At 63.3% G+C, this 24,526-nt stretch carries 22 protein-coding genes; 16 read left to right on the forward strand and 6 right to left on the reverse strand.

What is annotated here, in order from left to right; all coding sequences use genetic code 11:
* The first annotated feature begins 58 nt into the window (after nt 1-58).
* The 14 genes from QMG25_RS10435 (at nt 59) to QMG25_RS10500 (ending at nt 15,575) form a co-directional block, all read left to right on the forward strand.
* Entirely contained in the window at nt 59-1,507 is a 1,449-nt protein-coding gene (locus QMG25_RS10435; RefSeq protein ID WP_283459959.1) for a dihydrolipoyl dehydrogenase family protein, read from the forward strand.
* Between the two features lie 82 nt (nt 1,508-1,589).
* Nucleotides 1,590-2,825 carry a 1-deoxy-D-xylulose-5-phosphate reductoisomerase gene (dxr, locus tag QMG25_RS10440; protein ID WP_283459961.1) on the forward strand — a complete coding sequence of 412 codons (1,236 nt, stop codon included), beginning with the start codon at nt 1,590-1,592 and terminating at the stop codon, nt 2,823-2,825.
* On the forward strand, nt 2,826-4,157 hold the full coding sequence (locus QMG25_RS10445; protein ID WP_283460161.1) for a M50 family metallopeptidase: 1,332 nt from the start codon (nt 2,826-2,828) through the stop codon (nt 4,155-4,157).
* A 362-nt stretch (nt 4,158-4,519) separates the two neighbouring features.
* Nucleotides 4,520-5,485 carry a type IV toxin-antitoxin system AbiEi family antitoxin domain-containing protein gene (locus QMG25_RS10450; protein ID WP_283459962.1) on the forward strand — a complete coding sequence of 322 codons (966 nt, stop codon included), beginning with the start codon at nt 4,520-4,522 and terminating at the stop codon, nt 5,483-5,485.
* Nucleotides 5,486-5,832: 347 nt separating this feature from the next.
* A complete protein-coding gene (locus tag QMG25_RS10455) occupies nt 5,833-6,459 on the forward strand; it encodes a MarR family transcriptional regulator (protein ID WP_283459963.1) in 627 nt (208 codons plus the stop codon).
* A 57-nt stretch (nt 6,460-6,516) separates the two neighbouring features.
* Complete coding sequence (locus tag QMG25_RS10460; protein WP_283459964.1) at nt 6,517-6,996, forward strand: hypothetical protein; 480 nt, start codon at nt 6,517-6,519, stop codon at nt 6,994-6,996.
* Nucleotides 6,997-7,005: 9 nt separating this feature from the next.
* Nucleotides 7,006-7,299 (forward strand): YciI family protein, encoded by a 294-nt coding sequence (locus tag QMG25_RS10465; protein ID WP_283459965.1) that lies wholly within the window; start codon nt 7,006-7,008, stop codon nt 7,297-7,299.
* A gap of 129 nt (nt 7,300-7,428) precedes the next feature.
* Nucleotides 7,429-8,595 carry a flavodoxin-dependent (E)-4-hydroxy-3-methylbut-2-enyl-diphosphate synthase gene (ispG, locus tag QMG25_RS10470; RefSeq protein ID WP_283459966.1) on the forward strand — a complete coding sequence of 389 codons (1,167 nt, stop codon included), beginning with the start codon at nt 7,429-7,431 and terminating at the stop codon, nt 8,593-8,595.
* 127 nt (nt 8,596-8,722) lie between these two features.
* A complete protein-coding gene (locus tag QMG25_RS10475) occupies nt 8,723-9,445 on the forward strand; it encodes a GNAT family N-acetyltransferase (protein WP_283459968.1) in 723 nt (240 codons plus the stop codon).
* A 111-nt stretch (nt 9,446-9,556) separates the two neighbouring features.
* Nucleotides 9,557-10,063 (forward strand): MarR family winged helix-turn-helix transcriptional regulator, encoded by a 507-nt coding sequence (locus QMG25_RS10480; protein WP_283459969.1) that lies wholly within the window; start codon nt 9,557-9,559, stop codon nt 10,061-10,063.
* Entirely contained in the window at nt 10,060-11,730 is a 1,671-nt protein-coding gene (locus QMG25_RS10485; protein ID WP_283459970.1) for an MDR family MFS transporter, read from the forward strand. Before QMG25_RS10480 ends, QMG25_RS10485 begins: the two co-directional genes overlap by 4 nt.
* 436 nt (nt 11,731-12,166) lie before the next feature.
* Nucleotides 12,167-12,946 (forward strand): endo alpha-1,4 polygalactosaminidase, encoded by a 780-nt coding sequence (locus QMG25_RS10490; protein WP_283459971.1) that lies wholly within the window; start codon nt 12,167-12,169, stop codon nt 12,944-12,946.
* 67 nt (nt 12,947-13,013) lie between these two features.
* Nucleotides 13,014-15,041 (forward strand): NADPH-dependent 2,4-dienoyl-CoA reductase, encoded by a 2,028-nt coding sequence (locus QMG25_RS10495; RefSeq protein ID WP_283459972.1) that lies wholly within the window; start codon nt 13,014-13,016, stop codon nt 15,039-15,041.
* A complete protein-coding gene (locus tag QMG25_RS10500) occupies nt 15,042-15,575 on the forward strand; it encodes a PadR family transcriptional regulator (RefSeq protein WP_283459973.1) in 534 nt (177 codons plus the stop codon).
* A 24-nt stretch (nt 15,576-15,599) separates the two neighbouring features.
* Here QMG25_RS10500 and QMG25_RS10505 read toward each other — a convergent pair whose 3' ends face one another.
* From QMG25_RS10505 to QMG25_RS10515, 3 genes are all read right to left on the reverse strand, one after another.
* A complete protein-coding gene (locus QMG25_RS10505; RefSeq protein WP_283459974.1) occupies nt 15,600-15,872 on the reverse strand; it encodes a hypothetical protein in 273 nt (90 codons plus the stop codon).
* Between the two features lie 211 nt (nt 15,873-16,083).
* A complete protein-coding gene (locus QMG25_RS10510; RefSeq protein WP_283460163.1) occupies nt 16,084-16,827 on the reverse strand; it encodes an ABC transporter permease in 744 nt (247 codons plus the stop codon).
* Between the two features lie 8 nt (nt 16,828-16,835).
* Nucleotides 16,836-17,663 carry an ABC transporter ATP-binding protein gene (locus tag QMG25_RS10515; RefSeq protein ID WP_283459976.1) on the reverse strand — a complete coding sequence of 276 codons (828 nt, stop codon included), beginning with the start codon at nt 17,661-17,663 and terminating at the stop codon, nt 16,836-16,838.
* A 215-nt stretch (nt 17,664-17,878) separates the two neighbouring features.
* Between QMG25_RS10515 and QMG25_RS10520 the strand changes: the two genes are divergently transcribed.
* Complete coding sequence (locus QMG25_RS10520) at nt 17,879-19,672, forward strand: proline--tRNA ligase (RefSeq protein ID WP_283459977.1); 1,794 nt, start codon at nt 17,879-17,881, stop codon at nt 19,670-19,672.
* Nucleotides 19,673-19,730: 58 nt separating this feature from the next.
* Entirely contained in the window at nt 19,731-20,534 is an 804-nt protein-coding gene (locus tag QMG25_RS10525) for a sulfite exporter TauE/SafE family protein (RefSeq protein WP_283459978.1), read from the forward strand.
* Nucleotides 20,535-20,562: 28 nt separating this feature from the next.
* Here the strand turns inward: QMG25_RS10525 and QMG25_RS10530 are convergent, their stop codons facing one another.
* The 3 genes from QMG25_RS10530 to QMG25_RS10540 form a co-directional block, all read right to left on the reverse strand.
* Nucleotides 20,563-21,555: an aminoglycoside phosphotransferase family protein gene (locus QMG25_RS10530; protein ID WP_283459979.1), complete on the reverse strand. Its 993-nt coding sequence runs from the start codon at nt 21,553-21,555 to the stop codon at nt 20,563-20,565.
* Nucleotides 21,556-21,651: 96 nt separating this feature from the next.
* Nucleotides 21,652-22,383 carry a VIT1/CCC1 transporter family protein gene (locus QMG25_RS10535; RefSeq protein ID WP_283459980.1) on the reverse strand — a complete coding sequence of 244 codons (732 nt, stop codon included), beginning with the start codon at nt 22,381-22,383 and terminating at the stop codon, nt 21,652-21,654.
* A 133-nt stretch (nt 22,384-22,516) separates the two neighbouring features.
* Nucleotides 22,517-24,394, reverse strand: a complete 1,878-nt coding sequence (locus QMG25_RS10540; protein WP_283459981.1) for a DUF4439 domain-containing protein — start codon at nt 24,392-24,394, stop codon at nt 22,517-22,519.
* Between the last annotated feature and the right edge of the window lie 132 nt (nt 24,395-24,526).

Below are 24,526 nucleotides of genomic sequence, written 5' to 3' on the forward strand. Positions count from 1 at the left end.
AACCACGCGGGGCGGACTCACTGCTCCGTATTTTTTCGTCACACAAATGGAGTCGATCATGGCAGCCAAGCACAGCATAGTTGACCTTCTGGTGGTCGGTGGCGGGTCTGCCGGAATCGTGGGCGCCAAGACAGCGGCCGGGTTCGGTGCCAAGGTCATTCTGGTTGAGCAAAACCGTACAGGCGGTGACTGCTTGTGGACAGGATGCATCCCCTCCAAGACGCTGCTCTCGGCCGCCGAGCATGCCGCAACAGCCCGCGCCCTGACAGGGAAACCGACGGATTTCCCCGCGGTGCGGAAACGGATCTTTGCCGCCATTGAAACTTTTGAAGAGGTGGATTCACCCGAAGCCATCGAGGCCGCCGGCGTGAAAGTCATCAAGGGCACACTGGCCTTTCGTTCCCCTGGACTGGCCGAGGTCGATGGCGAGTTGATCAGGTTTCGCCAGGCACTGATAGCAACGGGTGCGGCACCGGTTCAGGTCGGCATCCCGGGCCTGGCAGCGAGCTCCACAGTCACGTCGGAAACGATCTGGGACCTCGAAACACTCCCGGCGCGGTTGGCCATAGTTGGCGGCGGGCCCATAGCTTGCGAACTCGGGCAGGCCTTCGCCCGCCTCGGATCCAGCGTCACCATGATTGTCCGCTCGCGGATACTCAGCAAGGAAGATGACGATGCTGCCAGCCTTGTCAGTGCGAACCTGAAGAACGACGGCGTCCGCATCCTCGAGAACTCAGGCATCACAGGCGCTGTGGCAACGGAGCGCGGAGCCCGGATCCGCACCACGGACGGAGGCACCGTCGAGGCTGATGTGGTTTTACTGGCCGCCGGGCGCACGCCCCGGACCGCCAACCTCGGTCTGGAACGGCTCGGGGTGGACCTCGACAAAAACAGCCACGTGATCACGGATTCGAAGATGATGACGTCCAACCCGCACATTTGGGCTGCCGGGGATGTGACCGGAAATCCCCAATTCACCCACCTCGCCGGTGGCCACGCATCCGTGGCGGTCTCCAACGCCATGCTCGGACTCAAGCGCCGTATCAGCGACACCGTGCCCCGGGTGACTTTTACCTCTCCGGAGGTGGCCGCCGTTGGGCTGACCCACTCCGACAACGGCAGGAAGCACCACGTAGTGACAGCCCGGCATACCCATGTGGACCGCGCCGTGGCGGAGGACGCCGTGGACGGTTTCACGCGGCTGGTAGTCAACAAGAAGGGGAAGATCCTCGGCGGCACCATTGTTGGTCCGCGGGCCGGGGAGTCCTTGGCCGAGGTGACGCTTGCCGTTCAGCAGGGCCTGACCACCTCAGAGGTTGCGGGCACCACGCACCCTTATCCCACCTACTCCGACGGGGTGGCCAACGCTGCCCTCATCGACGTTCAGGCGCGGCTGGCCAGGCCTTTGCTGCGCACGTCCGTGGCCGTGCTGCTCTGGCTGCGCCGCCGCCGGATGGGCCGGCACCTGTCTGGCATCGGCACGCGGGCACAGGAGAATGAAGCATAACTGGATAACAATCAGCAGGGGTTTCCCCTCGGTGTCATGAAAAGCGGCTCTTCGTGGGCTTTGATACGGAATACTTGAAGGCATGGCGCATCGAAAAATAATCATCCTCGGGTCAACAGGTTCCATCGGCACACAGGCCATCGACGTCGTCGAACAGGCCACGCTGGAGGACGGGTCGCCGCGTTTCAGCGTGACTGCGGTCAGTGCCGGCGGCGGAAACCTGGAGCTGCTGGCCGAGCAGGCCGTGCAGCTGCGCGTTTTGGCCGTGGGCACCGCCTCGGACGACGCCGGGACGTTGCGTGCGCTGATCGACTTCCGCGCCGCCGCGGCCGGGGTGGCAGGCTTCGCGCCGGAGATTCTGGCCGGGCCCGATGCCGCAACGGCCATCGCGGCCTGGGGTGCAGGCACCGGCGACGCGGCCGACGTCGTGCTCAATGGCATTACGGGCTCCATCGGTTTGGCACCCACACTCGCCGCGTTGGGCACCCCGGCCATCCTGGCGTTGGCCAACAAGGAATCGCTCATCGTGGGAGGGGTGCTGGTGAAAGAAGCAGCCTCGCCCGGACAGCTGGTTCCGGTTGATTCCGAGCACTCCGCCCTGGCCCAGGCGCTGCGCTCGGGCACCGCCGTCGAGGTGGAAAAACTCATCGTGACGGCCTCCGGAGGTCCCTTCCGGGGGCGCAGCCGCGAAGAATTGCTGGATGTGACACCGGAGCAGGCCCTCAAGCACCCCACCTGGTCCATGGGCCCCATGGTCACCACGAACTCCGCCACCCTTGTCAACAAGGGATTGGAGATCATTGAGGCGCACCTGCTGTTCGACGTTCCGCTGGAGCGGATCGAGGCCGTGGTGCACCCGCAGTCGGTGGTGCATTCCATGGTGCAGTTCACCGACGGTTCCACCATTGCCCAGGCGTCGCCGCCTGACATGCGCCTGCCCATCGCCCTGGGGCTGGGCTGGCCCGAACGTGTTCCGGGGGCGGCGGCGCCCTGCGACTGGACCAAGGCAGCCACTTGGACCTTTGAGCCGTTGGACAACGCGGCCTTTCCCGCCGTCGAACTCGCCAAGGATGCGGCGCGACGGGGGAGCACCTGCCCCGCCGTGTACAACGCGGCGAACGAGGAAGCGGTTCACGCCTTCCACGCCGGGCAGATAGGATTTCTGGATATTGTGGACACCATTGCCCAAGTTCTCAGTGAACACACACCCGGCACGCAGCTGACACTCGAAACGGTGTTGGAAGCTGAGAAGTGGGCGCGTGGCCGGACCCAAGAATTGCTGGCCAGCAAGGCTGAGATTGTCGTAGCGAGAAAGTAAATTGTGACTGTATTGCTTTTCATTGGCGGAGTGGTCTTTGTGGCCGTTGGCATCGCCGTCTCCATCGCCTTGCACGAGGTGGGCCACCTGCTGCCCGCCAAATGGTTCAACGTCCGCGTCACCCGCTACATGATCGGCTTCGGGCCCACCATGTGGTCGAGAAAAAAGGGTGAAACCGAGTACGGCATCAAGGCCATTCCTGCCGGCGGCTATGTGGCGATGGTGGGAATGTATCCGCCAAACCCCAGCGACGGCAGCGTGCGGCCCTCTAGCACCGGCATGTTCCAGACCCTGGCCACCGAGGCTCGCAGCGCAGCGCATGAGGAAGTGGGAGACGCCGACGCCAACCGGGTCTTCTACAAGCTGCCCGTCTGGAAAAAGATCATCATCATGCTCGGCGGCCCGTTCATGAACCTGCTCATCGGCGTCGTGCTGATGGCCGTGCTGCTGATGGGTTTTGGAACGGCGCAAGCCACCACCACCGTGTCCGAAGTCAACGCCTGCCAGGTGGCCTACGGGGAACCAGCACCCACCGATCTGAACAATTGCACCAAGACTCCCGCCGCGGCGGCCGGCCTGCAACCGGGGGACACCCTGAAATCATTTGCCGGCAAGGAAGTCACGGACTGGAGCACGTTCACCGAATGGGTGCGCGCCTCCGCCGGAAAGACCTTCCCGCTGGTGTACCAGCGCGCCGGGAAAACCATCACCACCACCATCACCCCCGTGCTCACGGCCCGTCCCGTCGTCGGTGCCAACGGCCTGGCCGAGGTCGATTCCACCGGAACCACCGTCACGGTCCAGGCCGGATTCCTGGGGGTGGGCCCCACCTCGGAGCTGGTGCGCGAACCGGCGTCGGCCGTGCTGCCTGCCGTGGGGAACAACATTGTGGCGATCGGCGGCGTGGTTTTCCAGCTCCCGCAAAAGCTGGTTGGCGTGGCCCAGGCGGCGTTCAGTTCCGCACCGCGCGACCCCAACGGCCCCATTTCCGTGGTGGGCGTGGGCCGGGTGGCCGGTGAAGTGGCCGCCATGGACGAGATCCCCGTCAGCTCCCGCGTGGCCACGTTGTTGGGGTTGTTGGCAGGGGTCAACTTGGCCTTGTTCGTCTTCAACCTCATTCCGTTGCTGCCGCTGGACGGCGGACACGTTGCCGGTGCCCTCTACGAAGGCGTCCGGCGCACGGTCGCCAAGGTGTTCAAGCGCAAGGATCCGGGCCCCTTCGACATTGCCAAGCTCCTGCCTGTCACTTACGTCGCGGCCGTGGTCCTCATGGTCATGGGGGCGCTGCTGATCTACGCCGATATCGTGAAACCTGTCGACCTCTTCGGGTAGCCGACACCGGCGCACTGATCGCCGGCCTGCGACGGCGCGGCACTCCTGCCGAGACCGCGACGGACCCGCAGGACCGCGTCTACACCGCACCGCATCACTGCCGAGACCGCGCCCGACCCACACACCCGCGTCTACCCCGCACCGCATCACTGCCGAGACCGCGCCCGACCCACACACCCGCGTCTACCCCGCGAACTCGCTGATGGCCGTCAGCGGGTTCGCGGGGTAGACGCGGGCATGCGGCTGAGGAGCGGTTTCACGGGACGCCACTGATTGGCCCACAGCCGAGATGCTGGGCAACGTTGTCCACAATTGATGTCCCGCACCTTGTTGCATGAGTTTCGGGCAGGCAAGACTCAGTCATGGACAACAAAGAGCTGCTTGCACACGTGGGCAAATGCTGGCCGGCCGGGTCAGTTCTTGCCACGACAGCAGAACTGGCGGAAGCGGGCTGCGGCGACAGGCAGTTGACCCGAGCTGTGCAGGGACGATTGATTCTCAGACTGCGGAGAGGCGCCTACGTACAAGCCCACAACTGGACGTCAAGGAAACCCTGGGAGCAGGACAAATTGCGGTTGTGGGCCCACGTTGTTTCCACTGCCGGAGATGGTGTCTACTCGCACTTCAGTGCAGCCCGGATTCTTGGACTGGACGTGTGGAACTGCGGCGTCCGTGTGCATTTGATCTCCAACGGTAAACCCGGAGGCACGGGAGCTGCGGCGGACGTCAGCTGCCACCAGCTTGAGTTGGATAAATCCGAGGTCGTTTTCCTGACTTTGGGGGAGTCCCGACGCTTGAAGTGCACATCGATGGAACGAACTGTGGTGGACTGTGCCCGGTTTGGTGCGTTCGAACCGGCCGTCATTGTGGGCGACAACGCCCTGTACAAGGGCGCGAGCCTGCCGCTGATGTTGTCCATGGTGGATTCGCTGGCCGGAAAACGCGGTGTCATGCGGGCGCGACGGGTTTTGGCGGCCCTTGATGGGAAGGCGGAGTCCGCAGGGGAATCCAGAACTCGAGTGTTTCTGTCACGCATGGACATCCCGCAACCTGTTCTGCAGTACAAAATCACGGCAAATTTCAAGGAATACCGGGCAGATTTCGCCTGGCCCGAGCTCAAGCTCATCTTGGAGTTTGATGGAAACGACAAGTACTACAAAGACCAGCGGACACCCCAAGTTCTTCGCGAGGAGCGCCGCCGTGAAAACCTGCTCGTGGAGCAAGGCTGGCGGTTCATCCGGATCGAGTGGGACGATCTTGACCGACCCGGTGAACTCAGGCGGCGCATTTATGCAGCAATGGCGACTGCCAGGCGGGCTGCTGCCTGAGAGTTCCACCCGTAATGGTCCGCCCAAGTGCAAGCAACGAGGGCCCACGCGACTCAGGCACGTGCCAGCCAGCCGCAAGCAAGCCAGCCGCGATCAAACCAGACCGAAACAACTCCCACCGGCAAATTTCGATGCCGATTGCCGTCGGCGAAGCCGCGCACAACCCGCGTGTCCGCGTCCAACCCGCGAACCCGCTGCTGCCCATCAGCTGTCTCGCGGGGCAGACGCGGGTATGCGGCGCATACGCGGAAATGTTGCCCAGGAAATCGGGAGTGTTTTGTGAAAAGCAGCGCGATTGGCAAACATAAATGGTTGATAGCTATCAAACAGACGATTATGGTTTATTTATGTTTGTTCTAACGATTGACCAGCGCGGCAGCCGTCGCCACGGAGACAAGGTGCCACAGCTTCTGGAGGTCTTGGCGGGCCTAAAAACCATTCTGCCCTTTGAACGCTCCGTGGGTGATGAAGTCCAAGCTGCGCTGGATGATCCGCACGAGGTGGTTGAAGCGGTGGCGCGCCTGCTCAGGGAGCAGGAATGGTATGTGGGCATTGGTGTCGGGCATGCCGATTCCCCGCTGCCATCGAGCTCGAGGGCGGCTTCCGGTGATGCTTTTGTGGCAGCCCGTGAAGCGGTTGATGCGGCAAAAAAGACAGGCGATCGCGTTCCACTTTCCGTGGTCACTCCCACCGTGGCAGCTGTCGAGTGGGCTGCAGCGGCGGAATCAGTGCTTGTGTTGATGGGAGACGTGGTCAGGCGCAGGTCCGCGGCCGAGTGGCGCGTGCTTGATGCCCTTGACGAATCCCCGGAAGCCGCCCAAAAGAATATTGCCGCAACCTTGGGGATCAGCCCGCAAGCTGTCAGCAAGGCCATCGCCCGGTCCGGACGCGCGGAGGAACAGGGCGGACGCAAGGCCGCAGCTCTCCTGCTGCAGCACGCACAGCTGGCCTTGAATGTCACAACCAACGGATAGATTCAAGAGTGGAGCCAGGAAGGCTGCTCGAAGGGATCGCTGACAAAAGGAGGACGCGTGGATGCACTGTGGATAGCTGCGGCACTGGTCGTGGCGGTGCTGGGTGGCTGGCCCGTCACGGCAGGCATGCTTGCCTTGGCGAAATCCCGCCCGATGAGGGCCGTGGATGCGGCAGAGTCCGGAGTGCCCACAGCTCCAGTGGAAACCCCGGCTCCGGAAACGCTTGTAGCTGCCAGCCAGAGTCCGGAAACCCAGAGTCCGGAAACCCCGGCAGTCGCCATCCCCGCACCGGCGCCGCGGGTGGAAGTGTTGCGCGGCGGACTTCTGATCGGCATGCTGGAGCGTGCCGCAGTGGCGGTTGCTATTTTGTCCGGCCAGCCGGTGGCGATCGCCTACGTTGTGGCCATCAAGGGCTTGGGCAGGTACCCGGAATTGAAAAGCACACCGGCAGCCAGTGAACGGTTCATCATTGGCACGTTGGCATCCATGCTGTTCTCTGCCAGCGTCGCGGTGCTTGCGAAAGAACTCCTGTTATAGGCTGAAAGCATGTCTATTTTCGCTGTTGAGTACGTTTACGGTCCTGAAGCTGAAGCGGAGCGCGTGGAGCACCGCCCCAAGCACCGGGAGTGGCTTGCCGCCCAAGCCGAAGCCGACGTCGTTTTGGCATCCGGACCCTATGCAGACGGAGCCGGAGCGCTGCTGATTTTCAGTGCGGAGAACGAAGCCGCCGTGCAGGAACTCGTTTCGCAGGACCCCATGACGGTGGGCGGCGGTGTCACGGGACTGAAAATTTCAGGCTGGAATCCCGTGATCGGCAAGCTCAGCGACTACGTGGGTTAAATCGCAATAGTCCTCGTCAGTCGGGGATCACGCCTACAATCTATGATAGATATTGCGAGATTCTTTTGCGGCGCCAAAAACCGGTGCCACAGTCGCGATATGTGAAAAGTGAACTTCAAGGAGCAAATTTTGACCTCCGTCAGTCTCGGCATGCCGCCATTGCCTCCGCCCGTGCTTGCACCCAGGCGCAAGACCCGGCAAATCAACGTCGGCCCCGTCGGCGTGGGGTCGGATTCGCCCATCAGCGTGCAGTCCATGACCACCACAAAAACCACGGATATCAACGCCACACTGCAGCAGATCGCCGAACTGACCGCTTCCGGCTGCGACATTGTCCGCGTCGCCTGTCCGGCGCAGGACGACGCGGAGGCGCTGCCAATCATTGCCCGCAAGTCGCAGATCCCTGTGATTGCAGACATTCATTTTCAGCCCAAGTACGTTTTCGCAGCCATTGAAGCGGGGTGCGCCGCCGTTCGTGTGAATCCCGGCAACATCCGCAAGTTTGATGACCAGGTCAAGGAAATTGCCAAGGCAGCCAAGGACCATGGGACGTCCATCCGCATTGGCGTCAATGCGGGCTCGTTGGAGCCGGGCATCATGAAGAAGTATGGCAAGGCCACCCCGGAAGCACTCGTTGAGTCAGCTGTCTGGGAAGCGTCCTTGTTCGAAGAGCACGGGTTCCACGACTTTAAAATCTCCGTCAAGCACAATGACCCCGTCGTCATGGTGGCCGCCTACGAAATGCTCGCTGAGCAAGGCGACTGGCCGCTCCACCTTGGCGTCACCGAGGCGGGCCCGGCCTTCCAGGGAACGATCAAGTCTGCCGTGGCCTTTGGCGCCCTGCTCTCCAAGGGCATCGGCGACACCATTCGCGTGTCCCTGTCGGCACCTCCGGTTGAAGAAATCAAGGTGGGCAACCAGATCCTGCAGTCGCTGAATTTGCGCCCCCGCAAACTGGAAATTGTGTCCTGCCCCTCGTGCGGCCGTGCCCAGGTTGATGTTTACAAACTGGCCGAGGAAGTCACCTCCGGCCTTGAAGGAATGGAAGTTCCCCTGCGCGTGGCCGTCATGGGTTGCGTCGTGAACGGTCCCGGTGAGGCCCGCGAGGCGGACCTTGGGGTGGCCTCGGGAAATGGCAAGGGCCAGATTTTTGTGAAGGGACAAGTCATCAAGACTGTTCCTGAAGACCAAATTGTTGAGACACTCATTGAAGAAGCAATGAGGCTTGCCGAAGAGATGGAGTCCGACGAGGATGACACGACTCTCCAGGGTGGCCCCGTGGTTAGCGTTTCCTAAGGGAACCCGCCGTGAGCCGGTGCGCGTCCTTGTCCACTGGGACACGGACGCGCTCCGGACATTGATTGCGCGCGACCGCGTTGCAAACGTTTTTGTCGACTCCCTTATCAGCCAAAACAACAGCGCCGTGCCTTCCTTCCCCGGGTCCCTCATTCTGGGTCATTTCATGGACGACGGCGTGACGCTGGCTGCCGCTTGCTGGGTGGGTTCCAATGTGGTTCCGATAGAAGCAAGCGCCGAGCAGGCCAGAGACTTTGGGCGGTGGATTGTGGCCCACTGGCAGCCGCACGCCTCCATTTTTGGTCCTGCTGATGCGACCCTCTCCCTCATGGACGAGTTGAAGAGGGCGGGCATCCACGCACAGGAAATTCGCGCGAACCAACCGCTGCTGAGCATTTCCGGACCGCCGCTGGCGACCCCGAGCCCCTGGCTCGCGGTGACTAAAAAACCGCAGTTCAACGAAATTCTCGGAGCGGCAGTTGCCATGTTCGAAGAGGAAGTGGGCTACTCGCCCTTCCTCGGCGGGGAAGGAAACTACCGCAGCCGCGTCGCGTGGTTGATCAGCCACGGCCATTCCTTCAGCCACCAGAGTTCCTGCGGCGAGGTTATTTTCAAGGCCGATTTGGGCGCTGTGACCCAATATGCCTCCCAAGTGCAGGGTGTCTGGATGAACCCCGAATATCGGGGATTGGGGCTCAGCGCAGCGTACATGGCGGCAGTGGTGTTGCTGGCCCAAGTGCACGCGCCCGTCACCAGCTTGTATGTCAACGACTACAACACTCGGGCCAGGGCACTCTATGAGCGCGTGGGATTTGTGCAGGTGGGCACCTTCGCCACCATCTTGTTTTAGTTCCTTCCGATCCAGCCGAACTGGAAGTTGACCATCGCTTTGCGTCATAATATGGTTACTTAGCACAAGTAAATTATTTGCCCTTAACATCGGCGAGCAGGGGAGCCTGACGTGATCAACAACAACGATGCCAGCGAGATCCTTTCCGAAATGGTGCAGATTAGCCGCACCTTTAGAGTGGCCGGCCAGCGCAGCAGGGAACAAAGCCTGGCCGGAACCAAGCTGGGATTCCTGCAGCACCTGCGACGCAGTGACGCCCGCTTGGGCGAACTGGCACACCGGCTCTTCGTCTCCGCGCCAGTGGCAACTCGGACCGTCGAAGCCCTCGAGGCCGACGGCATGGTGGAACGGCGCACGGATCCCCAAGATGCACGGGCCTTTCTGATCTCCATCACAGGCCGCGGACGCGTGAAACTTGACGAAAACGAAAGCCACGCAGTGCACCAATTCGCCGAGGCACTGGCTGACTGGTCGCCAGCCGACGCCGGGCAGGCGATACGCATCCTCGAGAGATTGAACGGGCACCTCATCGAGGTTCTCCAAGCACCTGACGCGGCTGAGTCGGGGCGAGCAGGCACTTCGGCCACACCTGAAAACGGAAGCGAGCACAACGGATGACAAGCACCACGTCCACCGCTGAGACAACAAAATCCGCCAGCGCAGAACCACGGGAGTATTCACACGGGGAAATCCTGCAGGTAATGACGGGGCTTCTGGCCGCCCTCTTCACCGCAATGATCTCAACCACCATCGTCTCCACCGCACTGCCCACCATCATGGCGGATCTACACGGCACGCAGCGGCAATACACCTGGGTCATCACCGCCAGCTTGTTGGCGATGACCATCGTTACCCCCGTCTGGGGCAAGCTGTCCGACTTGTTCAACAAGAAAACCCTGATGCAGATTGCCATCGTCATGTTCGTGGCAGGTTCGGTGGTCGCAGGATTCTCCACCTCGATCGGCGTACTGATGACCGCCCGCGCCGTTCAAGGAATAGCCATGGGTGGCTTGATGGCCCTAGTGCAGTCCATCATGGGATCGATCATCGCCCCGCGCGAACGCGGCCGTTACGCCGGCTACATGGGGGCCGTCATGGCGGTGGCCACAGTTTCCGGTCCACTGCTGGGCGGGGTCATCACCGACGTCCTTGATTGGCGCTGGTGCTTCTTCGTGAGCGTGCCCCTGGCCGTCATTGCGCTGATTCTTTTGCAGGTGAAACTGCACCTGCCCACGATCAAGCGCAGAAACATCAAAATCGACTACCTCGGTGGGGTGCTGGTTGCCATCGCGGCCGCGTTGCCCATGCTCTGGGTGACCTTTGCCGGCAACGACTACGACTGGATTTCCTGGCAGTCGGGTGCGTTCCTGGTGGCATTCCTGCTCGTTGCCTCCCTGCTGGTCCTGGTCGAGCTCCGGGCAACCGAGCCCATGATCCCCGTCCGGGTGCTGCGCAACAAGACAGCAGCGTGGATGATCGTGGCCAGCATCGGTGCCGGCGTGGGCATGTTCGGCTCGGGGGTCTTCTTGACCCAGTACTTCCAGCTCGGCACCGGCGTGACTCCCACGCAGGCCGGATTGATGAGCATCCCGATGATCATCGGCCAATTGCTCTCGGCGATGATCGGCGGCCTCATCGTGAGCCGCATGGGCAGGTGGAAGCCGGTGATGATGGTCGGCAGTGTCATCATGTTGATCGGCCTGATCGGATTGGGCACCATCGACCACGAGACCTCATACCTGTTTGTCGCCATCTTCATGGCGCTCATGGGACTGGGTATCGGCACGCTTGTGCAAAACGTGGTGCTAGCCGTCCAAAACACCGTCGACGTCACCGAGGTCGGAGCGGCATCGGCAGCCATCGCGTTCTTCCGTTCGCTCGGCGGTGCCATCGGCGTGGCCGTGTTGGGCGGCATTCTGACCCATCGTGTCAGTGAGAACATCGCCCACGGACTCGGCAATATGGGCATCAACGGGGATGCGATTTCCGGCGGTTCAGGTGAGACCCAACTGGACATCAGCAGTCTGCCCAAACAGGTGCAGCAAGTGTTCCACAATGCCTACGCCGACGCATTCGGCCCCGTGTTCCTCATTGCAGCGATGATTGCGGCCGTTTCGGTGCTGGCCATTGCCGTGGTGCGAGGCACTCCGTTGCGCAACACGGTGGCCATGAAGCCCGCCAGCCAACCAGAAAACGGGCCTTTGCCACAGGGCGATGCCGCTGGTGCCCATGCCGAGCCGGGTGCTGAATCACGCAAATCCGCGGACAGTGAGGCCTCGCACTGACCAGTGCTCAGGTTCCAATGGAGGGTGATGATTCCTTGACGGGACAAGCGCCCTCCCCGTTTCCAAGAAGCATCCCAAGGGGCCCCGCACAAAAGTGCCGGGCCCCTTGGCCTGTCTCCGGGCGAACCCGAACGCCTTCGCCGTGCTCGAAGTGATAAAAAGGAAGTGAACCAGGTCGCTGCGAGCCGGGCGGCAGCGACCACCCGCGGACGGGTTCGAAATTATGAGAATCCATTGACTGGTGCCGCAACCTGTCGCGGGCAGGACCATCGGCTTTAACAGGGGGTTCTGGCAATTGAACATGATTGAGCGGCCCAGTGGGCCTGGAGCATGCCTACTCGCGGGCAATCCCCGGGCTGGGCTGGGTCACCGAGGGCATGCTGCCCAACCCCTGGGCCACTTTGCCGGTGTCCTGGTGAACCGCAGGATCCGTGGCGTGGCTGCTGTTGCCGGGGCCGTCGCTGCGGCGATGAGCCTTGCCGCGTGCGCACCTGCGACGCCCAGCCCGGCAACAGCTGATTGGTGGACGCCACAGCACGGCCAAAGCTGGCAGGTGCAACTTTCAGACGCCCTCGACACGAGCGTGAACGCAGACATTTACGACGTCGACGGCGTTGACACTGCTGCCCCGGCGCTGCGCAAGCTCAAGGACACGGGGGCGCACCTGGTGTGCTACTTCAACGCAGGAGGATGGGAAGAATGGCGCGAGGACGCCGCATTGTTTGACCCCCCGCTATTGGGTCTGGACCTGGACGGCTGGCCAGGTGAACGCTGGTTGGACGTGCGTCAACAGGATGAGCTGCTGCCGCTCATGGCAGCCCGCATGGACGCGTGCAAGGAACGCGGCTTCGACGCCGTGGACCCGGACAACGTGGACGGCTATGCCAACGATTCGGGTTTTGCGCTGACCAAGCAGCACCAGTTGGCCTATATTCGTTCGCTGGCCGGGCTGGCCCATGAACGTGGCCTCGGGTTTGGACTGAAGAATGCACCGGACTTGGTGGCCGAGCTGGTGGATGACATTGACTTTGCCGTCAACGAGCAATGCCATGAGTATGAAGAATGTGCCGCTTACGCCCCGCTGCTGGCAAGCGGAAAAGCAGTCGTGGACATCGAGTATGAGACAACACCTGCACAAGTCTGTCCTTCCGTGCCCCGGGGAATGGAAGTGCTTTTCAAACCGCTGGACTTGGGCGCTGAACGCACCACCTGTTGACGCATGCAATGCACATCACTGATTTCGCGCTACGCTTGTGCAACTTGTTGCGCAAAGGAGTGCCTGAATGAATGCTGGCCAGTTTCCCCACCTTTTCACCCCGCTTGACCTGGGGTTCACCACACTGCCCAACCGGGTGCTGATGGGTTCAATGCATGTGGGGCTTGAAGAACTTCCGGGCGGTTTCGACCGCATGGCGGCATTTTATGCCGAACGCGCCCGCGGTGGAGTGGCCCTGATGGTGACCGGCGGGATTTCACCGAACGACGCCGGTCGCCCCATGAAAGGCGGTGCCAAGCTGAGCACGGCGGCCGAAGCGGACCAGCACCGGGTGGTCACCGACGCCGTTCATGCGGAGGGCGGCAAGATCGCCTTGCAGCTGCTCCACTTTGGCCGCTATGCCGCCCATCCGGGGCTTGTGGGGCCCAGCGCCGTGAAGGCGCCCATCAGCCCGCTCACCCCGCACCCGCTCAGCGGCGAGGAAGTGGAGGTGACCATTGAAGACTTTGCCAGGGCTGCGCAGCTGGCCCAGGAAGCCGGATACGACGGCGTGGAGATCATGGGCTCCGAAGGCTATCTGATCAATGAATTCGTGGCGAAGCGCACCAACCATCGCGACGACGAATGGGGCGGTGCCTATGAAAACCGGATGCGCTTCCCCGTGGAGATCGTTCGGCGCACCCGGGAACGGGTGGGGGAGAACTTCATCATCATCTACCGGCTTTCCATGCTGGACCTGGTTGAGGAAGGCTCCACGTTGGAGGAAGTCATCCACCTGGCGCAAGCCGTGGAAAAGGCCGGCGCCACTATCATCAACACCGGCATCGGCTGGCACGAAGCCCGCATCCCCACCATCTCCACCTCCGTGCCCCGCGCCGGCTACGCATGGGTCACGAAGAAACTCATGGGCCACGTTGGCATACCGCTGATCGCCACGAACCGGATCAACACCCCGGACGTCGCCGAACAACTGCTCGCTGACGGCACCTCCGACATGGTCTCCATGGCCAGGCCTTTCCTGGCCGATGCGTTCTTCATGCGCAAGGCCGGTGCCGGCCGAAGCGATGAAATCAACAGCTGCATCGCCTGCAACCAAGCCTGCCTCGACCACACTTTCGCGGGAAAGACCTCCTCCTGCCTCGTCAACCCGCGGGCCTGCCACGAAACCGAAATCAGCATCGACGCCTCGGCCCGGCCCAAAAAACTTGCCGTGGTGGGCGCGGGCCCGGCAGGCCTTGCCTTTGCCGTCACGGCTGCCGAACGCGGCCATGCCGTCACTTTGTTTGAAGCAGCCGCGGAGATTGGCGGGCAGTTCAACCTGGCCAAGCAAATCCCCGGCAAGGAGGAATTCCACGAAACCATCCGTTACTTCAACCGCCAAATCCAGCTGCGCGGCATTGAACTGCGCCTGAACACCCTCGCCACGGCCGAATCGCTCGCCGCAGGGAACTTCGACGAAGTGATCATGGCCACCGGCGTTCTCCCGCGCACCCCCGAGCTCGACGGCGTGGACCACCCCAGCGTGCTCAACTACCTTGACGTGCTGCGCGACAAAAAGCCAGTGGGCACCAACGTGGCCATCCTCGGGGCCGGCGGCATCGGCTTCGACGTGGCCGAATACATCACCGCACACGGAACCAGCGCCACGCTCGTGCCGGAGAAGTTCTACCGCGAGTGGGGCATCGACACCGACTACAAAGGCGCCAGCGGCATCACCACCGCCGAGCCAGAGCGTCCGGACCGCCGCGTGGGCCTGTTTCAGCGCAAGGAAACGAAAGTCGGCGCCGGTCTCGGCAAGACCACCGGCTGGATCCACCGCACCACGCTGCGGGCCAAGGGCGTCCAGATGGTCCCCGGCGTGGAATACCGAAGGATTGACGACGCCGGACTCCACCTAAGCGTCAACGGCACCGAGTCCGTGCTCGCCGTGGACACCGTCATCCTGTGCACCGGCCAGGACCCCCGACGCGAACTGCAGGCAGCGCTGGAAGCCGCCGGCGCCGTCGTGCATCTGATCGGGGGAGCGGACGTTGCAGCAGAGCTTGACGCCAAGCGCGCCATCGACCAAGGCACTCGGCTGGCAGCAGCGATCTAAATGTCCCTGACGCAGGCAATCTTGACGTCGCTGCTGGAAAAGCCGTGCACCGGGGCTGAACTGGCGCGGCGCTTCGACAAGTCGCTGGGGTATTTTTGGCAGGCCACGCACCAGCAGATTTACCGGGAGTTGGGTGCCATGGAGCGGGACGGGCTGATTGCTGCGCACGGGTTGCCCACGGCCCGGGGGCGACAACGCCATTTCACCGTGCTGGCGCCGGGCAGGGCGGCGCTGGAAACGTGGTGTGCCGGCGAAGGGGAACTACGGCCGATCCGTGACGAGCTGTTGGTGCGGATGCGTGGTGCTGCCGTGCTGGGAACGGTGGATGTCAGCGCCGAGTTGCGTCGGCACCAGGGCCTGCACCATGAGGTTTTGCAGCGCTATGAGGCCATTGCAGAGCGTGATTTTCCCTCCGGGGCGCAGCGTTCCACGGCGGATGAACTGCAATTGGCCGTGCTGACGGCTGGGATTGTGTATGAGAAGTCGTGGCTCGCATGGTGCGAAGACGTGTTGGCAGGTCCTGCCGGGGACTAGCGGCGAAGGGCTGGCGGACACGAGCTAGCGGCTGGCGTCCTGTTGTTCTTCTGCCTGGGCGGCAACCAGCTGCGCAGTTTGTTCGAGCATGGCGGCTGTTTTGGCAATGACGGGGGCATAGGAGGACTGCCATGCGTGCCGGAAGACGAACGCGTCGGGTCCCTCCCACCGCAGCTGCGAGCTGATGCGGGCGCTCAGTTCGGTCTTGACCGCCAGCAGCATTGTGTGTGCGCGTTCAAGGTCCCGGGCAAATTGCCGCAAGTCATCGGGGTCCGCGCCCTGCAGGCCAGTGCTCATTGCTTCTCCCACGCTTGCCTCTTTTGGTAGCCTCAACCCTAGATGGACGGGCGGGCACCACGCCATGGGCAGGGCTCCCCATGGACTGCGGCGCTCCAATACAGAGACCCGGGTAGTTGATCTCAGGCAGTTCAGACTCAGGAGCTGAAACTCAGGCAGTCGAGACTTAGGCAGTTCAGACTCAGGCAGTTGACGCTCAGGCAGTTGAGACTTAGGCAGTGCGTCTCCGCAAGGTCAGGGACGCGAGCAGCAGCCCCGCCACAACGAAGGCGGCCACCACCACCAAATCGGCTGCCAGGGCCGACGTGGGCTTGGCGTGCGCGGCCACTTCCTGAAGTCCGTGCACGGCGTAGCTCAGCGGCATGATGTTGGACAAGGCCTCCAGGACCGTGTTCATCTGGTCCCGCGCAACAAACAGCCCGCACAGCAGAATTTGCGGAAAGACCACCACGGGCATGAACTGCACCGCTTGGAATTCCGTGGTGGCGAAGGCTGAGCAGAGCAACCCCAAGGCTACGCCCAGCACTGCCGTCAGAACGGAAATCAGCACCACCCAGCCGGCATTTCCGGCAACGTTGAGACCAAAAATCCAGTAGGCCGTAGCGGTGGCGACCAGCGCCTGCAGGGTCGCCATGATGGAAAATGCCAAGGCGTAGCCAAAAAGCAGGTCGGCCTTGTGGAGCGGCGTTGTCAGCAGGCGCTCCAGCGTTCCAGAGATTCGCTCGCGCAGCATGGTGATGGAGGTGACAAGGAACATGACCACAAAGGGGAAGATGCCCAACATCATCAACCCCACCCTGTCAAAGGTGCGCGGCAAGCCGGGGGCCGGTGTTTCGTTTTCGTACAGCCAGTAGACCAGCGCCAGCAGCAGCGCCGGAACCACAAGGATCAAGGCAATGCTGCGGGGGTCGCCCTTGAGCTGGCGCAACACGCGAAGGCACGTGGACCACATCATGGCCACGTTCACGAGTCAGCCTTTGTTCCGTCAGCCTTGGTTCGGGCGGCCTTGGTTCCGACGGCGTCGGCTTCGGCTGCCCGAATCAGCCGAAGGAAGGCCAATTCGAGGTCGTCCGTGTCGCTGCGTTCGCGCAATTGCGCCGGTGTGAGCTGTGCCAGCAGCATGCCGCCACGCAGGAGCAGCAGCGAATCGCAGTGCCCGGCCTCTTCCATGACGTGGCTGGAAATCAACAAGGTGGTGCCTTCTGCAGCCATGGAAGCGAATTGGCTCCACAACTCCACCCGCAGCACCGGGTCCAGGCCCACCGTGGGTTCGTCCAGCACCAGCAGCTTGGGCTTGCCCACCAGCGCGCATGCCAGCGACACCCGGCTGAACTGCCCGCCGGACAGTTTGGCGGCCTTGCGTTTGGCCAAGCCCCCCAGCCCGACTGCGGTCACCACGGCACTCGCATCTTCCCGGTTGCCGCCGTGCACCGATGCGAAATAGCTCACATTGTCCAGCACGCTCAGGTCCGGGTAGACGCTGGCCGCCTGGGTGACGTAGCCGACGTCGTGCCTGTTCCGTGGATCCCCTGCCGGGCGGCCCAACACGGTGACGGTTCCGGCCGTGATCTTCTGCACACCGACCAGGGCGCGCATGAACGTTGTCTTGCCGCTTCCGGAAGGCCCCAGCAAACCCGTGATGCGGCCTTCGGGAATGCTGGCGGAAATGTTGGCCAAGACGGGGTTTTTGCCGCGATGCACGCGCAAGCCCTCGACACAGGCGCCAACGGAGCCGCTGGTGCCCGAGGGGTCGGCCGGAACTGGGGCAAAAGGCGGGTCGGGGGCGGGCATAATCGCTCTGTGGGACATCCTGGCTCCAAGCTGCCGGTGCATCTGGTTTTGACTTCAAACTAGACCCGGCGGCAGATGCTGTCCAGCATCGCCGGGGCCGCGCTGAACTCTTCGGGGGCAGTGTGTGCCAGCATCCCCTTGGAACCGGTACATTAGTACCTGTCCGCCTGAATATGCAGCGGAACCCACAACCACCAAGAAATGGACGACTCCGCGTGGCACTTCGCCTTTCCACCCTCTTTTTACGCACCCTGCGTGAAGATCCCGTCGACGCCGAAGTCGACAGCCACAAACTTCTGCTGCGCGCCGGCTATATTCGCCGCGCCGCCCCGGGTATTTATACGTGGTTGCCGCTGGGCTTGCGCGTGTTGCGCAAGGTGGAGGCCATTGTGCGCGAGGAGATGGATGCGATTGGTGCCCAGGAAGTGCATTTCCCGGCGCTGCTGCCGAAGGAACCGTACGAGCTGACGAACCGCTGGCTCGAATACGGCGACGGCATCTTCCGCCTGAAGGACCGCAAGGGCGCCGACTACCTGTTGGCTCCCACGCACGAGGAAATGTTCACGCTGCTTGTCAAGGACCTGTACTCGTCTTACAAGGACCTGCCGCTGAGCCTGTACCAGATTCAAAACAAGTACCGCGACGAGGCCCGCCCCCGTGCCGGGCTGCTGCGCGGGCGCGAGTTCATCATGAAGGACTCCTACTCCTTTGACATTGACGACGACGGACTGGACGCCAGCTATATGGCCCACCGCGGCGCCTACCTGCGCATTTTCGAACGCCTCGGCCTGGAAATCATCCCGGTCGCTGCCACGGCCGGTGCCATGGGTGGTTCCAGGAGTGAAGAGTTCCTGCACCCCATGGAGATTGGCGAGGACACGTTCGTGCGCTCGGCAGGGGGCTACGCCGCCAACGTCGAGGCCGTCACCACCGTGGTTCCGGAGGAAAAGGACTTCAGTCAGATCCCCGCCGCAGTGGTTCGAGACACACCGGACTCGGCAACAGTGGAAACCCTTGTCGCCGCGGCCAACGAGCTGGCACCGCGCGCCGAAGGTCCCTGGACTGCAGCCGACACGTTGAAGAACGTGGTCGTGGCCATCGACCTGCCCACCGGCGAACGCCAAGTGGTGGTTGTGGCACTGCCAGGAGACCGCGACGTTGACATGAGACGCATCCAGGCCAACATTGGCGTGCACTTGGGCAGTGGCGGGGAAGTGGGAGTCGGCGCAGCCGGCGAAGCCGATCTGCGCAAGCACGCCGGCCTTGTCAAGGGCTACATCGGCCCGGGACTCTCGCTGGACGAAGCCGTCCTTGGCGCCGAAGGCTCCACTAAACTGCTCTACTTGGTGGATCCGCGCATTGTGTCCGGCACCACCTGGATCACCGGCGCCAACGAAGAAGGCAAGCACGTCTTTGGCCTGGTAGCAGCGCGCGACTTCACCTGGGACGGCACCATTGAAGCCGCCCAGGTTCGCGCGGGCGATCCCGCACCCGACGGCTCCGGCCCGCTCAAAGCCGCCCGCGGCATCGAAATGGGCCACATCTTCGCCCTGGGCCGCAAATACGCCAAGTCCCTGGACCTGAAGGTTCTTGACAAGAACGGCAAGCTGGCCGTCGTCACCATGGGCTCCTACGGCATTGGCATCACCCGCGCCGTGGCAGCCTTGGCCGAATCCAACCACGACGGCAAGGGCCTGATCTGGCCCGCCAACGTGGCTCCGGCCGATGTCCACGTCGTGGCTGTTGGCCGCGGCGAGGAGACCTTTGAAGCAGCGGCCCAGCTCACGGCCGACCTTGAAAAGGCGGGCCTCGAGGTTATTTACGACGACCGCGCCAAGGTTTCCCCCGGCGTGAAGTTCGGCGATGCAGAGCTCCTCGGCGTCCCCACCATCCTTGCCGTGGGTCGCGGACTGGCCGACGGGGTCGTGGAAATCAAGAACCGCGCCACCGGCGACGCCGAGAACGTCCCCGTCGCCGAAGCCGTGCAGTACATCCTCGACAAGCAGTGATCGCCTAACGCGCCGGCCGGTCCAACCGCCGCAGCAGGGGCACAATCAATGGAGAAGCATGATTTCTGGCTTTGCGGACATCACCACGGCCACGATTTTGTTGATCCTTGTGGCTGGTTTTGCCGCGGGCTGGATTGATGCCGTGGTGGGCGGGGGCGGGCTGCTGCAGCTTCCGGTGCTGTTGATGATCCCCGGCATTTCGCCGGTGCAAGCCTTGGCCACCAACAAGATGGGGTCAATTTTCGGCACGGCCACCAGTTCCGTCACCTACTACAGGCGAATCAAGCCGGACATGGGCACGGCCTTGCCCATGGCTGCCATCGCGCTGCTGGGCAGTCTCGGCGGTGCGGTGGTGGCTGCCAGCCTGCCGGGATCCGTGTTCAAGCCCATCATCGTGGTGGCGCTCGTGGCGGTGCTGCTGTTCACGGCGTTCAAGCCGAACGTCGGCGAGCTGACGGCGCTGCGCCACACAGGGCGCAAACACTATGTGGTGGCGTGCATCATTGGTTTGCTGATTGGTTTCTACGACGGCCTGATTGGGCCCGGAACCGGTTCCTTCCTGGTCATCGCCATGGTCAGCCTCATGGGCTACTCCTTTCTGGAAGCCAGCGCCAAGGCAAAGATCGTCAACCTGGCCACGAACGCCGGGGCGCTCATGTTTTTCCTGCCGCACGGTTCGGTGCTGTGGGGCGTGGGCCTTGTCCTGGGCGGGGCCAATATGGCCGGCGGTTACCTGGGGGCCCGCACAGCCGTGAAACAAGGCAGCAAGTTCATCCGGGTGGTGTTCCTGGTGGTGGTCGGTGCGCTGATTATCAAGCTGGGATTGGACGTCTGGAACGAAAACTTGGTCCACCGCATCTAAGCTGACTCGCTGCCCAATATGGTGCCAACTAGTGCAGCACGTCGAGCTCGTGGGCGCAGGGCAGGTCTGGAAGCGTCTTTCCAGCAAGTGTGCTGGCCACCCACAAGGATCGCTGGGCATCGCGGGCGTGCCCGCGTGATTCAAGATAGCTCAGTGCATTTTCCACTTCGCGCAGCACAGACCACGCAACGGACAGTTCGGCGTCGAGCCCGGCTGCTTCGGCCAAAAGCGAAGCACGACGCCGGAGCGCGCCTTCCGTGCCCAGCGCCGGCAAATCCCGAAGCCTGTTCCAGAGGCACGGGGCCACGGCATACTCGGCATCGCCGATTTGTGCTTGCGGATCGATGGCCAGATAGCTGGCGGACCCCGGCCGTGCCAGGACGTTGAGGTAGTGCAGATCGGTGTGGACCAGGACGTCTTCGTCGCTGCGTCTGGCCACCGATCCCCGGGTTTGGCACACCTCAAGTGCGGCCTCAAGCAGCCAACGCGGGAAGGGTTCAGCCAGCTCGTCCCAGCGCTGGGGCAGTTCGTCGCAGTACCGTTCGGCCATCTCGGCGATCTGCGGAAACACCACCCACTCAGGGCGGTCGTCGGGCCGGATGCTCAAGTCGCGAAGGAGTCCACCCCAATGGACAATGGCTTCCTCGACGGGCAACTCCAGCAGGGAACGGGTGTTGTCCAGACGTTCAACGACCATGGCCCCCAGCGACCTGTCGCTGTGCAGGAGTTGCACAGCCCCACGGCCGCCCCACAGCTGCAGGGCAACGGGTTCCAACAGCGCTTCTTCGAAAGGGAAGGACACCTTCAAGGCGGCTGCAATGCCGTCGGCTGTCAGCACCGGAAGCACAAGGCCCGTATGCCCGTGCCACGGCAATTCGCCAACGGTCAGGTCGAGCGCCAGCTGCCACTGTTGCAAGGCCTCGCCGACCAAACCGGGCAGCCGTCCCAGCCAACTCCGGCCCTCGCGGCTTTGCCGGTGGCGCACCTGCAGGGGCTCGGGGATGTCAAGGTGGGTGCTCACAACCACGAGCTTAGCCGTTGACTCCCGGCACTTGCCGGGCGGCACCCGGGCCAGCCTGGCGCCGTCGGACTTTCACGGGGAAAGTTTGAGTGCCGATCAACCGACCAACCCGCTGGAACCCAGCAGGCTGCCAATGGCAAAAGTTGCGGCCAGGGCCAAGGCGCCGCCAGTCACCACCCGGGCTGCGGCACGGCCGCGTGGACCGCCGCCGATGATGGCACCGATCCAGCCGGTGATGCCCAGCGCCAGCAACACCGCGACAAAGGTGACGGGAACGCGGATCGATTCAGGCGGGAGCAGGATCGCCAGCAGCGGCAGGAGCGCTCCCAGCGTGAAGGCGATGGCCGAGGCGAAGGCCGCGTGCCATGGACTGACCACGTTGTCCTCTTCAAAGTTGAGCTCTGCCGAGAGGTGGGCGGCGAGGGCGTTGTTCCCCGTCAATTCGTCGGCGACAAGGGCTGCCGTGGAGGGGGAGAGGCCTTTGTGCTCATAGCTGCGGGCCAGGTCGGCCAGGTTCTTTTCGGGATGCTCGTCGAGGTCGGTGCGTTTTTGTTCAATCATGGACCTTTGGCTGTCGCTCTGGCTGCTCACCGAGACGTACTCGCCCAAGGCCATGGAGACGGCGCCGCCCACCAATGCAGCCATCCCTGCGGTCAGGATAGGCCCCGTGCCGGAGGTGGCGCCGGCCACGCCGACAGCCACGGCGGCCACGGACACGATTCCGTCGTTGGCGCCGAGAACACCGGCCCGCAACCAGTTCAAGCGCTGTGCCATTTCCCCTGTCGCCGAGAGGGCCCGAGGTGTTGTTAGCTCATCTGCTCGCTTCATGACTCCAGCAAAGCACCAGCGCATATTTACCGCCAGCAAGGAAAGGATGTCCTCGCTGAGGCATGGCTATCCTCGCTTGGCGCCAGCACCAGCACCAGCGCCAGCGCCGATGGGTTGGGTGGCTGCCGCATGATCAGCGCGGGAGCTGGTCAGCCATCCCCGCCAAGGCACCGACTGTTCCGCCCCAGAATTCTTGCGTCAGGGCGGAATCGAGCAGCCACAGGACGGAGAGTTCGCGCAGCGTGCCGCTGGCCGCCACCGGCCCGGCGGTGGTGGCCTCATCGGTCGCAGCAGCAGTGGGCGCAGCCGTGGTTGGGCCAGCCGGACTGGAACGAACGGGACGTGAAGGAACACCTGGATGGGCTGCGGCGTCCCCGCTCCGGGCGGGGCTGAGTGCGGCAAGGTCGGCGTAGATGCCGGCCAACTCGCTCTCCAACGCCGCCAAGGCCGTTTCCGGATTCGCGGTGAAGGAAGGATCCAGGCCGAATCCAGCAACGGGTGAGGCCGGTGGCAGGCAACGGATCTCTAGTTCTTGGTCAAGCACCGCCAGTTTTTCCTCATGGCGTGCCAGCAGTTCCGCAGACTGGCTGAACTGCGGCTCGGCCATGCGGGTCGTGGACACCTGGTAGGCGTAAACAGCCTTTTGCTCTGCCACTGCGGCGGCGCGCAGTGCTGCATCAATCGTGGCGCCCGGCCGTGGTTCCAAGGTCGAGGAGCACTCCGGCCCCACGGGGGAGGGGAAATCAACCAGGACAGGCAGGAATTGCGAGGCCGGAGGCGCAGCTTCGACTGCGGCAGCAAGCTGCCGTGCTTGGAGGAACTGGCTGGTGCCGGCCGCCGCGAAGACCCCGCCCATGGCGTGCTCGGCCGTCAGCGCGCCCTCCAGCAATGCCTCGGCGTTGGCGTCGAGGCCCTGCAGCAGCCCCATGACGGTGGGTGCGGCAATCGATGTGGGCGCTGTGGCCGTGGCCGCAAGTTCCGCGGTGTTCGGCGGCAAGCCGTCACCCAGTGCGGAGGCCTGAACGGCAAGGTCGTTGGCCGTCCTCTGCAACTGCTGCTGTAGTTGTGCTGCCGCGGTGGAGCTGCCCAGTGCGGTGGCCTGCGCCTGCAACAGTGTTGTCTTTTCCCACGCCGACTGACGGTCCAGCTCGGTCTGCGACGGACCGACCGTCGCATCCTCCTGGCCGGAAAGCACTGTTCCCATACCAACAACCAGCGCGGAAATGACGGCAAGGAAGAACAACCCCCGCAGGAACGCGACAGGGCGGCTGCGCTTGGGTCGGACAGCGGAGACCACAGGTGCGGTTCGATCTTCTTCTGGATGCAGAGGCGCGGCAGCCAGGTTTTGGGCAGCAGCGGATTTGTTGGCAGCAGGCGTACCAACAGCCTCGGCGCCGGAGGCGTTGGAAGTGCTGGAGGTGCTGGAGGTGCCAGCCGGAGCCTGCGCCGAGCCGGAACTGGATTGCAGCTCGGCTAGCCGCTTTTCACGCCGGGTGGCCGGGGCCGACGTCTCGTTGGGTGTGGAAACGAGGGCATCGGCGGCTGCAGGGGCTGCGGTTTCGTGGGGTGCGACAGTCTCGACTTCGGCATCTGCCTTGACTGCGTCTGCCGTGACTGCGTCGGCCTCCGAGGGAATTGCAGCTAGGCCCTCCACCGCCGCGGCCGGCTCGGCTGGTGCGGAAAGTTTTTCCGCCGCGGCCGACTTTCCAGCCTCGGGCTCCTCCGCGGGCACGGCAGAATCGTCGTCTCCAGCCGCCCCTGGGAGGGAACCGTTGTCACCGTGGGGGTTGCCGGCGTCGTGCATCAACGGAAGCGGGGCAGGAGCCTTCACGGTCATGCCATCCGAGCCAATGATCAGCAGCGGTGCAGCGGCCTGCGCTCCCTGGGCTGGTGCACCGGCGGGCGCCGTCGCGCGACGGGGCACCTTGCGCGGACTCCGTGCCGTCGGGCTGCCGGGGGCTGTCTCCGGCATGGCGGCGTCGTGGCCGGGCTGGGATGGTGGATTGCTCACAACTGTTGATCATCTCACGGGAGAACCCTGCGGTGCATACCGGCAATGTGCTGGTGCGACGACGGATGCGTTCATACTCACACGCGATCGTTGCGCGGCAGGGCTGGAAACTCGGTAGTCTGTATACCTACA

This window comes from Arthrobacter sp. H35-D1, from assembly GCF_030063185.1.
Classification (GTDB): domain Bacteria; phylum Actinomycetota; class Actinomycetes; order Actinomycetales; family Micrococcaceae; genus Specibacter.